A 13,603-nucleotide genomic window follows, 5' to 3' on the forward strand; every position below is an offset into this window, starting at 1 on the left:
CCGATGTCAAGCACTTCGACAGCAAAATTGGAGAGGTTATCAACAGCTGCAGATACCTGGAAAATCCGGTATCGAAGAAGAAATGGAAGGAAGGAAATAGAGTGGCGTCCCATAGGGGGTTCGAACCCCTGTTACCGCCGTGAAAGGGCGGTGTCCTGGACCACTAGACGAATGGGACGCGGAAAACAGCCTGTCGGCCGGTTCCTTGGTGGAGCCTAGCGGGATCGAACCGCTGACCTCAACACTGCCAGTGTTGCGCTCTCCCAGCTGAGCTAAGGCCCCGTCTCAAGAACGGGGCGAAATATACAGTCATCCCACTGATAAGTCAACGCTTTATTGCCAGAAAAACTCAACGGTTCGATCCGTGCCGGCATTCTGGCCCGCTATAGCTCCCGATACTGCTTTTCCAGACGCTTGGCCTGCTTCTTGGAAACGCCACCCAGCACCTCGATAGCATGCCGGAGACGGGCCCGTGTCATGTCCGAGCCAAGAATCGCCATCGCATCGAGTACCGATGTCGAATGGGCACTGCCCGTTACCGCGATGAACACGGGGGCCAGAAAGGCTTTCATCTTCAACTCGAAGTGCTCGGCCAGAAGCTTGACCTGGGCCAGCAGCTCCTCCTTTTCCCAGCGCGTCACGGTTTCCAGTCGCCAGACCAGGAACTGCAACAGCGCCACCAAGGTATCGCGCTCGAGGTCGAGATCGGCAAAGCTGGCTTCGCGAACGTCGGGCAGCCCCGCGAAGAAATGTCCGGCCAGCGGCATGGCATCCGACAGCGTCGAGATACGCGGACGGATCTGCGGAAGGATCTGGCCGATATACGCCTCGTTGAACGCCCAGTCGCGCAACGCTTTCAACAGCGCCGCGTCATCGAGGTCTTCTCGAATGTAGACACCATTGAGCCAGGTCAGCTTGTCGAGATCGAATACCGGCCCCCCCAGCGAGACCCGCTGTATGTCGAAATGGGCCATCATGTCGTCGAGGCTGAATTTCTCGCGCTCGTCCGGCATCGACCACCCCATCCGGCCCAGATAGTTGGTCACGGCCTGCGGCAGGAATCCCATGCGCCGATAGTAGTTGATCGAGGTAGGGTTCTTGCGCTTGGACAGCTTCGACTTGTCGGGATTGCGAAGCAGCGGCATATGACACAGCTGCGGCATGGACCAGCCGAAATATTCGTAAAGCAGCTTGTGCTTGGGCGCCGAATTGATCCACTCCTCGCCTCTGAGGACGTGAGTGATTCCCATCAGGTGATCGTCGACCACATTGGCGAGATGGTAGGTCGGCATACCGTCCGATTTCATCAGAATCTGGGCATCTACCTGAGCCCAGTCGACCTCGATCCGCCCGCGCAGCATGTCGTCGACTTCGCACACGCCTTCGGAAGGCACGTTCATGCGTATGACATAGGGATAGCCCTCGGCCTCCCGCCGCCGCTGTTCCTCCGGATCCAGCGCGAGATCCTGCGGCTTCAGCGCGAGATGGAGCCCCGCTGCCTTGCGTTCATCGCGCAAGGCATCGAGTTCTTCGCTGGTGCGATAGCATTTGAAGGCGTGTCCGCGCTCCAGCAGCTGTTGGGCATGCTCGGCGTAGATATCACCGCGCTCGCTTTGCCGATAGGGGCCGTGAGGGCCACCGACATCCGGCCCTTCGTCCCAGTCCAGCCCCAGCCAGCGCAGAGAATCGAGAATCATCTGTTCCGACTCAGGCGTAGAACGCTGGCGGTCGGTATCCTCGATGCGCAGAACGAACTGCCCACCATGCTGGCGAGCGAAGCAGAGATTGAAGAGAGCGATGTAAGCCGTGCCGACGTGCGGATCGCCGGTGGGCGAAGGCGCAATACGCGTGCGTACCGTCATGAAATCCATTCCGTTGATGAACGAGCCGCCACATTATACGCCCCCAAGGCGATGGGCTGCAGCGCTCGACTCGTCGTCTTCGGCGCTTTTCGATGGTGGCAATGCCGACGAGGGACTACTATCGGACTGATCGACTGCAATTCCAAGGTGCCGGCTTTCCGTCCTCCCGGCACGCGCAGACGACCGCAAACATGAATCACGATAAGAATTTCCAGAAGGTTTCGGGCGACAAGTTCGTAACCCGAAACATACTTCGGCGGTGAGTGGATATCCTCACTGCATCAATAACGCAGGCGAGATTCATGGATGGACGGGTTAGGACCACGAATCAAACAGCTACGCCTTCAGGCCGGCATGAGCAAGGCCGCGCTCGCAAGACGGGTAGGCGTCTCCGACGTCACGATCTCCTACTGGGAATCAGGCACGATCAAGCAGATCGGCCATGAGCGCCTGGTCGCGCTGACCTCGGCGCTGTGCTGCTCGATCAAACAGCTGCTCGATGATGACTCGTTAAACGCAATGGCGGCCGCCTCTCGTACGTCAGGCGGGACCGTGCTCAGCCTGCAGGCGAACCTTGCTGCACCCTGGGAGCAGCGGGAGGACGAACCGGGAGAGATGTCCACGCTGCAGATGCTGACCCAGGACTGTCACCTGGTAACGCCAGCAGAGAACGAGTCTTTCGATTTTCTGTTCGAAGGAGACCTCGCCGCCATCGCGCCTTGCGACAAGTTCCAGCAGGACGGACTGTATCTGCTGGAGCGCGAGGGTCTGTTGCAGATCCAGTATCTGGAACATCTCGCTTCCGGCAGAATGCGGGTCAGCGGTGAACAGCTTCAAGGCGCGACCGTGGAAAGCGTCCGCCACCCCCCCTTTCGCATCGTAGGCTATGTCAGAGCCCGCTGGTGTCGTCAGTAGCAGCCTGGATAGCCGTACCCTGGAATTCAGGCCTGAAATTCCTTGCCTGAAAGTCGGAGTTTGAAATCTGTAGTCTGGAATTCGCAATGTAGACAGTGCCGATCCGGCCACGCGGCGATCGCTGAATCACCGCGTGGCCCGGCCCTTATCAGGCACTCCTGTTCAATTGCCTTCGTTCAGCCGTGGCGCTGTTGCTGGCGATAGGCAAAGAAGAACACGACCAGCCCGCCCGCCGCAGTAGCCGCGCCGACATAACCGGTCACGGTCCATCCGAAACCAGCACCAATGGCCACCCCGCCCAGCCATGGCCCCAGGGCATTCGCGACATTGAAGGCCGCATGGTTGGACGCAGCCGCCAGCGTTTGCGCATCTGCCGCCACATCCATCAGGCGTGTCTGCAGTGCCGGCGACAGTGAGACCATGGTGCCGATGGCTATGCAAATCAGCAGTATCGACCAGAGCGACTGCGCCGCCAGCGGAAACAGAAGCAGGATGGCAATGCACCAGACCAGCAGCCAGCCGACGCCCTTGAGCTGCATCCGGTCATAGAGCTTCCCGCCGACGATATTGCCGATGATGGCGCCCGCACCGAATGCCGCCTGAGCGACCGGTATCCAGTAGGGCGACACCTGAGTCACGTTGATCAGCACCGGTGCCAGATAGCTGAATACGCAGAACATGCCGGCGAAGCCGATCGCCCCGACACCCAGCGTCAGCCAGACTTGGGAGCGCTTGAGCGCCGTCAGTTCCTGAGCAGGGCTGTTGCGCTTCTCCTGGCGATTCAACGGCAGATAGATGAACACCAGCACCACCGTGAGAATGGCGATGCCGCCGACCATCGCGAAGGCAAGGCGCCAACTCATCATCTGGCTCAACCAGGTGGCGAAGGGATTGCCTACCAGCATGGCGATCGTCAGGCCCGACATGACCCGGCTGACCGCCTGCGCACGCTTGTGCGTCGGAACCAGCGAGGCCGCGACCAGAGACGCCACGCCGAAATAGGCGCCGTGCGGCAATCCCGAGATGAAGCGGAAGATCATCAGGGTGTGATAATTGGGCGCCAGAGCACTGGCGATGTTGCCCAGCGCAAAAAACGCCATCAGCATCAGCAGGAGATGGCGTCGATAGAAATGCGAGCCCATGACGGCGATCAAGGGCGCGCCAACGACCACCCCCAGCGCATAGGCGCTGATGACGTTGCCGACCTGCGGCTCCGAAATGTGCAACGCCTCGGCCACGTTGGGCATCAGCCCCATGATGGTAAATTCGCCGACCCCGATGGCAAAGCCACCTACGGCCAGCGCCAGCTCTATCAACAGAGCAAACCGCCGCGACGGCTTCGCAGCGCCGGTCTCGAATGTGTCAGCCACAAACCACCCCTACTTTGGTCTAAGACGAAAAGGTCTCGATTATTCACGCCTCGCCACGGATTGGAAACCGCTGACGCGTTATCTTTCGATGTTTCCTGCTGACTGAACGACAAGGCGCGACATCATGAAACCCTCTTCAGAGCGGGTGAATCTACAAGATAGCTACCGGGCGCGGGAGTCGCTCGGTCGAACGGGAGCCGGACATGCAGGGTTCGTTGCAAAAGCCAAAAGCGTGCCCTGGAAAGCCGCCATCATGAACTCGCCTCTGTTTTCAACCTGAATTTCTGCCACCGAGGAACTTTTCCGTCAGTGGGTGCTCTCACTAGGCAAGAGATTCGACAGCAGTTGCTATGCGGTTTCTCGAGCTTACTGTAACGATCGTTATCGCCGCGCCATGCGCGGCGATTTTTTGTCGGTACGATAGCACCCAGCTCGCTTTTTTCTCCCGTCTTTTACCGTCTCGCCGTTCGCCGCCAGCCAGCTCCCGCCAAAGGGCAATAGCGAATGCCTGCCCAATCCGTTACTGTCTCGCGGTCGCTCCACAACCCCACAACAAGCGCGACCTGAATAACGATATTGATATTTCGCTGAAGACACCGTACGGACTCATACTCATGCGCTCCCCCACCCCCTCTGCTTCCAGAATCACGGCTTCTCCAACCAATTTCTTCAAGCTTGCGTGCCGAACGCTGCCCCTGCTGGCGGTGATGCTCGCTGCTCCCGTTCACGCCGCTCCGCAAGGCAAGGTCGACTGTATCGCGCCTGCCCAGCCGGGCGGAGGATGGGACTTCACCTGTCGCTCGGTAGCCAGAGCGCTCCAAGAGCTCTCGCTAATCCCGGCGGCCATGCAGACGCTCAACGTTCCCGGCGCGAGCGGCGGCGTGGCTTTTAGCCATGTACAGGCGAAACGTTCCAGCGATGACGATCTGATCGTGGCAGCGTCGACCGCTACGACCACGCAACTGGCGCTGGGCAATTACCCTAACGGCAACGCCGATCAGGTTCGCTGGGTGGCGACGCTTGGCGCCGACTACGGCGTGATCGCCGTGGCGGCCGACTCGCCCTACCACTCGCTTCCCGAGCTTCTCGACGATCTCAAGGCAGATGCCGGCAGCGTGACGTTCTCCGGCGGTGACGTTGCCGGTGGTTTCGATCACATCAAGGTACTGATGGCAGCCCGCAAGGCCGGTATCAAGTCCATTCGCGACATCAAGTATCTGGCCTTCGATTCCGGCTCGGTGGCAATCAGCCAGTTGCTCGGCGGACACATCGACGCCTTCACCGGCGACCTCAGTGAAGCCAAGAGTTTCGTCGACAGCGGCGATCTTCGCATTCTGGCGGTCTTCGCCGAGGACCGCTTGCCCGGCGAGCTGGGCGATATGCCTACGGCAAGAGAGCAAGGCATCGATGTGGTCGCCCCCAACTGGCGCGGATTCTATACCCCCGCAGGTGCATCCGAAGCGAGCTACACGTGGTGGAAGCAGACACTGAACGATCTTTACGCCTCTCCCCAATGGAAGCAGATCATGACCCAGAATGGCCTGCTGCCGTTCCACAAGTCGGGCGACGAGCTGAACCGCTTCGTCGATCAACAGATTACCGACATCCGGGAGATCGGCGGCGAGCTGGGCATGATCCGCTAACGGTCGTGTCTGCGTTCGTTTGGAGGCTGCGGCAACCAGCGTGGTAAACTGCGCCGGTTGTCGCGCACCGGGAGCGTCTCCATGTCACTCTTTCTCGTGGTTTTCGCCGTCTGTCTGCTGGTCAGTGTGGCCACCGTGACGGCGCTGATGCTGTCTCGCACGCCCCGCTACCGCACCCAGGCGCAGGATATGCTCGATCTCTTCGATGCGGTGCTGGATAACCGTGCCAGCGAAGCACGCTGGCATACCCTGATCGGCTATCCGATCCGCCACGATGCCTATCTGGAAAACCTGCGCCGGCGAAGCCAGCATCTGATGGAAACCCACGGGCGCCCCTGGCAAGCTGCCCAGGGCGGGTCGCTGTTTTCCCGCAGCGGACGTGAAGAGCTGGTGGCGCTGCGCGATCATCTGGCCGCCCACCAGGCGCTTCAGGGAGGCGAGTATCGTGCCTGATCCGGCTCTCTTGCGGCAGACATCATGACCGATACGATTCGCCTGGCACCGCTCGACAACGCCATTCAGCATCATCATCACGACTATCACCAGATCGTGATCGGGCTGTCCGGCTACGCGGAATTCGAGATTGCCGGCCAGGGCGGTGTCGTGGCGCCGCTTTCCGGTTGCCTGGTGCCGGCCAATGTCGAACACTACTACGAAGGGATCGGCGACAATCGTCAATTGATCATCGATCTGCCGGACGACGCCACTTCCCTGACCGGCATGCACCGCCAGTTGAGAAGCCTGTTCGACCGTCCAGGCTACTTCTCGCTGGACGAGTCGCTGCAGCATTATCTCCAGTTCCTGATTCAGGAGATGACCCATGCCAGCCATGCGCCGGCGGATCTGCTGGTCACGACGCTACTGAGTTCGCTGCATGCCCGTCTCGGCGCGGCGCTCTGCTCTCCGCCGCTGACCAGGCGAGCCAGCCGGTCGCTGGACATTCAACGACTCGAGCAGTTCGTGCTGGAACGGCTGGACCAGCGCCTGAGCGTATCCGACCTGGCCAATCTCGCCTGCCTCAGCGAGGCGCACTTCTCCGAGCGCTTTCGCGAACAGACAGGCATTACACCGTATCAGTTCGTGATGCGGTTGCGGCTGACCCGGGTTCGCGAGCTGACAACATTGACCGATATGCCACTGGCCGACATCGCGGAACGCACCGGATTCGCCAGCCAGAGCGCTCTGAGCCATGCCTTTCGCCGTCGCTACGGCCACTCCCCCATGCAACTGCGTCGCCCCTCTGCCAATGGATAACCCGGGCTTTTTCGCAAATCTCCCCGGATAATTGGCAAGAACCCTTCCCCCGTTTCACGCTAGAGTCAGCCACCACGCCTTTCCATTATTACCGGCCACCGCCTGCTTGCCGCGAGCGATCGCCGAGGCTAACGCCGATTCCTGTGGTCCATACTGCCGTGGTCCATACTGCTATAGGGGGCTTCAACAATGCTAAAAGCCGATCAAATGCTGGACACTGCCACCTGGCAGACTTCGCTCGACGAGCTGTTTGCCAGAATCAGCGACCATTACATCGTCGACGAAGACGCCTATCTGACCGAGCTGTGTACGCTGCTGGGGGCGGGTGAAGCCGATTTCGCACGCATCGGCGACAAGACGGCACAACTGGTACGTGATGTCCGGGCCATGGATACCGCCGTCGACTCCATCGATGAGCTGCTTCAGCAGTACAGCCTCGACACGCAGGAAGGCGTATTGCTGATGTGCCTGGCCGAAGCGCTGCTGCGCATTCCCGACAAGGCCACCGCCGACGCGCTGATCGAGGACAAACTGGGGGTCGCCGATTGGAAGCGTTATCTGGGCCAGAGTGAATCCTGGTTCGTCAATGCCTCGACCTGGGGCCTGCTGATGACCGGCAACGTGATCCAGATGGACAAGCCGCGAGAAGGCAAGCCGGCCAACTTCATCAACAAGATGGTCAATCGCATGGGCGAGCCGGTCATTCGCAGTGCGATGTATCAGGCGATGAAGATCATGGGGCAGCAGTTCGTGCTGGGCCGCACGATCGACGAAGCGCTCAAGCGCTCCCGGCCGCTCTTCAACAAGGGCTACACCTACTCCTACGACATGCTGGGCGAAGCCGCCCGTACCCGTCAGGATGCCAAGCGCTATTTCGACGATTACGCCGCGGCGATTCTCGAGGTGGGCAAGACCAGCCTCAAGCTGGACGCCAGGACACCGGCGCCGTCCGTCTCGATCAAGCTGTCGGCGCTGCATCCGCGCTATGAGTTCGGCCGCCGCACCCAGGTACTCGAAGAGCTCGTCGGTACGGTCAAGCAGCTCGTCGAACTGGCTCGCGAGCGTCACGTCGCGCTGACCATCGATGCCGAGGAAGTGGATCGCCTCGAACTGTCGCTCGAGGTCTTCCGCGCTGTCTTCGAAAGCGATGTCTGCCGTGGCTGGGGTCATTTCGGTTTGGTGGTTCAGGCCTACTCCAAGCGTGCATTGCCGGTCCTTCACTACATCAATCGCCTGGCCGATCGACAGGGCGACGAGATCCCGCTGCGTCTGGTCAAGGGCGCATACTGGGACACTGAGATCAAGGAATCGCAGAAGCTCGGCGTCGATGGTTATCCCGTCTATACCCGCAAGGCGTGTACCGATGTCGCCTATCTCGCCTGCGCCCAGTTCCTGCTATCCGAGAACACTCGCGGCCGCCTTTTCCCCCAGTTTGCGACCCATAACGCGCACACCATCACCAACATTCTCGAACGGGCCAACCATGCCGATCGCGCATTCGAATTCCAGCGCCTGCACGGCATGGGTGAAGCCCTCTACGATGCCGCGCTGACCCGGGCGCCCGAAGGCACCTACTGCCGCATCTACGCCCCGGTGGGAGCGCACAAGGATCTACTGCCCTACCTGGTCCGGCGCCTGCTGGAAAATGGCGCCAACTCGTCGTTCGTCCACCAGTTGGTCGACCCCCGCGTTCCAGTGGAATCGCTCTGCGTTCACCCGATCGCCACGCTCAAGCAGTACCCGACCTTCGCCAATACCAAGATTCCGTTGCCGCGCCAGATCTATGGTCCTGCACGCAAAAATTCCAGGGGCGTCAACTTGAACATCAATAGCGAATATCAGCCGCTCATCGATCGCATGGCGAAGTTCATGGAGCGTGAGCATCACGTCAAGCCGCTGCTCGGAATCGATGTCGCCGACGACGAAACCCAACGCCAGCGGGTCACCAGCCCCTATGACCGCCGTCAGTCCGTAGGCAGTGTGCAGTGGGCGACGCGCGAGCAGGCCGAAAAGGCCGTCGGTATCGCCTGGCAGGCCTTCCCCCGCTGGAGCGAAACGCCAGTCGAGGAGCGTGCGGCCATCCTCGAACGTCATGCCGACCTGATGGAGACGCATCTCGCGGAACTGATGACGCTCTGCTCCCGCGAGGGCGGCAAACTGCTCACCGATGGTGTCGACGAGATTCGCGAAGCGGTGGATTTCTGTCGCTACTACGCGGCGCGCGCACGCGAACTGTTCGCCGAGCCGACCGTATTGCCAGGGCCGACCGGCGAATCCAACGAGCTGGTGATGCAGGGCAAAGGGGTCTTCGCCGCGATCAGCCCCTGGAACTTCCCCGTCGCCATCTTTACCGGCCAACTGGTCGCCGCCGCGGTGGCCGGCAACACCGTACTGGCCAAGCCTGCAGAGCAGACCTCGCTGGTCGCCAACCGCGTGATCGAATTGCTGTACGAGGCCGGCATGCCCCGTGACGTGGTGCAGTTGCTGCCCGGCGACGGCCCCACCGTGGGTAGCGTCCTGAGTAGCGATCCGCGCATCACCGGCGTGGTCTTCACCGGGTCGACCGATACCGCGCAGATCATCAACCGGGCCCTGGCCGCCAGGGAAAATGCCGCGCTTCCCACGCTGATCGCCGAGACCGGTGGCATGAACGCAATGATCGTCGATTCGACCGCCCTGCCCGAGCAGGTCGTGGCCGATGTCGTCCACTCCGCATTCCAGAGTGCCGGGCAGCGCTGTTCCGCGCTACGCGTTCTTTATCTCCAGGAAGATATCGCCGACCGTGTGATCGAGATCCTGCGCGGGGCCATGGATGAATTGCGCATCGGTGACCCGCGTGACCTGGGCACCGATGTCGGCCCGGTCATCGATGAAGACGCCCGCCAGGGTCTGCTCAAGCATGTCGAGACCATGAAGGCCGAAGGCCGCTTGATCGCCGAAGCGAAGCTCGATCCGGCCCAGACCGGCAACGGCACCTTCGTTGCGCCGATGGCATTCAATATCGACGGCATCGAGTCGATGGAAACCGAACAGTTCGGCCCCCTGCTGCACATCGCCCGCTACCGCGCCGATCAACTGGAAGCGGTCATCGACTCCATCAATGCCAAGGGCTATGGGCTGACGTTCGGCGTTCATAGTCGCAACGAGAACTTCACCAACCATGTCGCCAGCCGCATCCGCGTCGGCAACGTCTATGTCAACCGCGATATCATCGGCGCGGTCGTCGGCGTACAGCCGTTCGGCGGGCAAGGATTCTCCGGTACCGGACCCAAGGCGGGCGGCCCCCATTATCTGTTACGCTTCGTCACCGAAAAGACGCGCACCATCAATACGGCCGCGCTGGGTGGGAACGCTTCACTGCTTGCCATGGGAGACGAGTGATCGCCACGTCCGGCCTAACAATTAAGAAACAGGAGACGTTTTTATGGCTATTGGTGTCTGGATAAGCCTTTTTGCCTACTTTGCGCTCATGATCGCCATCGGCCTCTACGCCATGCGCACATCCACTTCCACGTCGGAAGACTACATGCTGGGCGGCCGGACGCTCAGCCCGCAGGTGGCGGCGCTGTCGGCCGGCGCCTCGGACATGAGCGGCTGGCTGCTGCTGGGGTTGCCCGGGGCGATGTTCGTCTCCGGCCTGGGCTCGGCCTGGATCGGTATCGGCCTGTTCGTGGGGGCATTCTTCAACTGGCTCCTGGTCGCACCGCGCCTTCGTGAACAGACGGTTCACTATGGCAACGCAATCACCATCCCGGCCTTCCTGGCAAACCGGTTTCCCACCCGGGCGATGTCGCTGCGAACAGTATCCGCTATCGTCATCGTCGTCTTCTTCGCGGTCTACACGGCGTCCGGCCTGGTGGCAGGTGGCAAGCTGTTCGAAAGCGCCTTTGCCGACGTCATCAACATCGGTAGCCTGAGCGACTATGCGGCGGGTGTGATCATCACGCTGGGCGTGGTACTGGCGTATACGGTCGTCGGCGGCTTCCTGGCCGTGAGCATGACCGACTTCGTGCAGGGCTGCATCATGATGCTGGCGCTGGTGATCATGCCGGCGGTGGTCATCTTCGGTGACGGTGGCGGCGGTTTTTCCCAGGCCTCGCAGACCTTGAATGAAGTCGATCCCACGCTGCTATCGTGGACGGATGGCCTGACCTTCATTGGTTGGCTGTCTGCGGTGACCTGGGGGCTGGGTTATTTCGGGCAGCCGCACATCATCGTGCGTTTCATGGCCATCCGATCGCTGAAGGATGTACCCGTCGCCCGCAATATCGGCATGAGCTGGATGCTCATCTCTCTCGTCGGGGCGATCTCTCTGGGTATATTCGGCCGTGCCTATGCGATCCGCAACGGTCTGGAGATCCAGGATCCGGAAACGATCTTCATCATCCTGGCGAATCTGCTGTTCCATCCGCTGATCACCGGTTTCCTCTACGCGGCACTGCTTGCGGCGATCATGAGCACGATCTCCAGCCAGCTGCTGGTGGCCTCTTCGTCACTGACCGAGGACTTCTACCGTCTGTTCCTGCGCAAGGAAGCAACGGAAAAGGAAACCGTGGCCGTCGGCCGAATTAGTGTCGTGCTGGTTGGTCTGGTGGCCGCCGTCATTGCCTCCGACCCGGACTCTCAGGTGCTGGGGCTGGTGAGCAACGCCTGGGCCGGCTTTGGTGCGGCATTCGGCCCGCTGATCCTCCTCTCGCTGATGTGGTCTCGCACCAACGGCGCCGGCGCCATCGCGGGCATGGTGGTGGGTGCCGCCACCGTCATGATCTGGATTTCGCTAGGCTGGAACGGCGAGTTCATGGGCGGTCCCGGCGTCTACGAGATCATTCCCGGCTTCATCGCCTCCTTCATTGCCATCCTGGTGGTGAGCAGCGTGACCAGCGATGCCGGGGAGTACAAGCAGATCTCGCGTTAGCAACGCGCGCATGACGCACTCGGGGCCTCCAAGGGCTCCTACGGAAGAGGGCTCCTACGGGAGCCCTCAGACTGCTGACAAAGCTCTGGCGTCTTCGCCGGAGCTTTGTTGTTATTGGCAGACCCGTTTTCGCTGCAGCTGCCGACATGCTCAAAGATCCTTCCCCACAACAACATGAACTCGAGATGGTCACGCTCGAGGAGCTGGTTCCCCACAACCACCTCCTGCGCCAGATCGATGCCGCGCTCGACTTCACCTTCATTCGCGACAGGGTGCGTCATCTCTACTGCGCCGATAACGGCCGGCCCGCACTCGATCCGGTACTGCTGTTCAAGGCGCTGTTCATCGGCTATCTGTTCGGCGTTCGCAGCGAACGCCAACTGATGCGCGAGATCCAGGTCAACGTCGCCTATCGCTGGTTTCTGGGGCTGCGACTGACCGACAAGATACCCGACGCCTCGACGATCAGTCAGAACCGGCGCCGCCGGTTCTCCGACAGTACGATCCATCAGGAGATCTTCGACACCGTGGTCGAGCAGGCCATCGCGCAGGGACTGGTCGGCGGCGAGGTACTGTACACCGACAGCACCCATCTCAAGGCCAACGCCAACAAGCATCGCCTCGAGCGACGCGAAGTCGAAACGAGCACGCAAGATTATTGGGAAGCGCTGGATGTGGCGGTCGAGGAGGATCGCGCTCAGCAGGGAAAAAAGCCCTGACGCCGCGTGCCAAGGCACCGGCGACGACCGAGAAGAAGATCAGCCTCACCGATCCCGATAGCGGCTACATGGTGCGCGACGGCAAGCCTACCGGCTTCTTCTACCTGGATCACCGCACCGTTGACGGCAAATGCGCCATCATCACCGATACCCATGTGACGCCGGCGAGCGTGCATGACAGTGTTCCCTATCTGGCAAGACTCGATCATCAGTGCCAGCGCTTCGGACTCAACCCCATCGGTGTCGGCCTCGATGCTGGCTACTTCACGGCCGCCATCTGCCACGGGCTGGAAGCGCGCAGTCTCTACGGCGTCATCGGCTATCGCCGACCCAGCAAACTCAAGGGTTATCTGCCGAAGCGACTGTTCACTTATGAAACGCAGAGCAACACGTATCAGTGCCCGGAAGGCCACTCCCTGACCTACGCCACGACCGATCGCAACGGCTACCGCCATTATCGCAGCGACCCCATAATCTGCCGGGACTGCCCTCGACTCGCATCCTGTACCCGTAACGCTAAACAGATCAAAACCGTCACGCGACATGTGTGGCAGGACGACAAGGATCGGGTGGATGCCCGACGGCTGACGGAGCCGGGCAAGAAGCTCTACAAACGCAGGAAAGAAACGGTGGAGCGCAGCTTCGCCGATGCCAAACAGCTACATGGGCATCGCTATGCGCGAATGCGTGGGCTAAAGCGGGTGAGAGAGCAGTGTCTGCTAGCCGCCGCGTGCCAAAACCTCAAGAAGATAGCGCTGGCGCGATGGCGCCGGCTTTTTAGCGCGATTTTGAGCTACCTGAAGGCGTATCAGAGCCCTCAGGGCGTGTTCTCTCGGCTGACATCGCAACAGCGCGTTATGCCGATTGCATGGCGACGGTGTGGGTAGTGCCATCCTGAAAACAACGAACCCACCGAAATCGGTGG

The 13,603-nt window shown here is 60.8% G+C and carries 9 protein-coding genes, 2 tRNA genes and 1 pseudogene; 8 read left to right on the forward strand and 4 right to left on the reverse strand.

The window, feature by feature from the left end:
* Positions 1 to 102 precede the first annotated feature (102 nt).
* The 3 genes from R5R73_RS13175 to gltX form a co-directional block, all read right to left on the reverse strand.
* Positions 103 to 178 (reverse strand) — tRNA-Glu (locus tag R5R73_RS13175).
* 28 nt (positions 179 to 206) lie between these two features.
* A tRNA-Ala gene (locus R5R73_RS13180) sits at positions 207 to 282 on the reverse strand.
* Positions 283 to 383: 101 nt separating this feature from the next.
* The gene (gene gltX, locus R5R73_RS13185) at positions 384 to 1,862 is read right to left on the reverse strand and encodes a glutamate--tRNA ligase (protein ID WP_071233223.1); all 1,479 of its coding nucleotides are present in this window, start codon (positions 1,860 to 1,862) and stop codon (positions 384 to 386) included.
* Positions 1,863 to 2,168: 306 nt separating this feature from the next.
* Between gltX and R5R73_RS13190 the strand changes: the two genes are divergently transcribed.
* On the forward strand, positions 2,169 to 2,777 hold the full coding sequence (locus tag R5R73_RS13190; protein WP_322527751.1) for a helix-turn-helix transcriptional regulator: 609 nt from the start codon (positions 2,169 to 2,171) through the stop codon (positions 2,775 to 2,777).
* 176 nt (positions 2,778 to 2,953) lie between these two features.
* Here the strand turns inward: R5R73_RS13190 and R5R73_RS13195 are convergent, their stop codons facing one another.
* Entirely contained in the window at positions 2,954 to 4,147 is a 1,194-nt protein-coding gene (locus tag R5R73_RS13195) for an MFS transporter (RefSeq protein WP_071233225.1), read from the reverse strand.
* A 350-nt stretch (positions 4,148 to 4,497) separates the two neighbouring features.
* Here R5R73_RS13195 and R5R73_RS13200 point away from each other — a divergent pair, with 350 nt between their 5' ends.
* The 7 genes and pseudogenes from R5R73_RS13200 (at position 4,498) to R5R73_RS13230 (ending at position 13,565) form a co-directional block, all read left to right on the forward strand.
* The gene (locus R5R73_RS13200) at positions 4,498 to 5,790 is read left to right on the forward strand and encodes a Bug family tripartite tricarboxylate transporter substrate binding protein (protein ID WP_322527752.1); all 1,293 of its coding nucleotides are present in this window, start codon (positions 4,498 to 4,500) and stop codon (positions 5,788 to 5,790) included.
* Between the two features lie 81 nt (positions 5,791 to 5,871).
* Entirely contained in the window at positions 5,872 to 6,243 is a 372-nt protein-coding gene (locus R5R73_RS13205; protein ID WP_071233226.1) for a hypothetical protein, read from the forward strand.
* A 24-nt stretch (positions 6,244 to 6,267) separates the two neighbouring features.
* Positions 6,268 to 7,044, forward strand: a complete 777-nt coding sequence (locus tag R5R73_RS13210) for an AraC family transcriptional regulator (RefSeq protein ID WP_276232813.1) — start codon at positions 6,268 to 6,270, stop codon at positions 7,042 to 7,044.
* Between the two features lie 189 nt (positions 7,045 to 7,233).
* Positions 7,234 to 10,425, forward strand: coding sequence for a bifunctional proline dehydrogenase/L-glutamate gamma-semialdehyde dehydrogenase PutA (gene putA, locus R5R73_RS13215; RefSeq protein WP_110634710.1), 3,192 nt, complete (start codon positions 7,234 to 7,236; stop codon positions 10,423 to 10,425).
* Positions 10,426 to 10,468: 43 nt separating this feature from the next.
* Positions 10,469 to 11,959: a sodium/proline symporter PutP gene (gene putP / locus R5R73_RS13220; RefSeq protein WP_071233229.1), complete on the forward strand. Its 1,491-nt coding sequence runs from the start codon at positions 10,469 to 10,471 to the stop codon at positions 11,957 to 11,959.
* 185 nt (positions 11,960 to 12,144) lie between these two features.
* Positions 12,145 to 12,429 (forward strand): annotated as a pseudogene (locus tag R5R73_RS13225) (transposase); the annotation flags it as partial.
* The gene (locus R5R73_RS13230) at positions 12,375 to 13,565 is read left to right on the forward strand and encodes an IS1182 family transposase (protein WP_322529550.1); all 1,191 of its coding nucleotides are present in this window, start codon (positions 12,375 to 12,377) and stop codon (positions 13,563 to 13,565) included. The pseudogene R5R73_RS13225 and the gene R5R73_RS13230, both read left to right, overlap by 55 nt.
* Positions 13,566 to 13,603: the final 38 nt, after the last annotated feature.

Origin of the sequence: Salinicola sp. LHM (assembly GCF_034479735.1) — a bacterium.
GTDB classification, from domain to species: Bacteria; Pseudomonadota; Gammaproteobacteria; order Pseudomonadales; family Halomonadaceae; genus Salinicola; species Salinicola salarius.

What these genes read in the sequence shown, in the direction of transcription:
- putA (WP_110634710.1), top strand. Translation starts at nt 7,234, where the DNA reads ATGCTAAAAGCCGATCAAATGCTGGACACTGCCACCTGGCAGACTTCG.
- putP (WP_071233229.1), top strand. Translation starts at nt 10,469, where the DNA reads ATGGCTATTGGTGTCTGGATAAGCCTTTTTGCCTACTTTGCGCTCATG.
- R5R73_RS13200 (WP_322527752.1), top strand. Translation starts at nt 4,498, where the DNA reads ATGCGGTTTCTCGAGCTTACTGTAACGATCGTTATCGCCGCGCCATGC.
- R5R73_RS13210 (WP_276232813.1), top strand. Translation starts at nt 6,268, where the DNA reads ATGACCGATACGATTCGCCTGGCACCGCTCGACAACGCCATTCAGCAT.
- gltX (WP_071233223.1), bottom strand. Translation starts at nt 1,862, where the DNA reads ATGACGGTACGCACGCGTATTGCGCCTTCGCCCACCGGCGATCCGCAC.
- R5R73_RS13205 (WP_071233226.1), top strand. Translation starts at nt 5,872, where the DNA reads ATGTCACTCTTTCTCGTGGTTTTCGCCGTCTGTCTGCTGGTCAGTGTG.
- R5R73_RS13190 (WP_322527751.1), top strand. Translation starts at nt 2,169, where the DNA reads ATGGACGGGTTAGGACCACGAATCAAACAGCTACGCCTTCAGGCCGGC.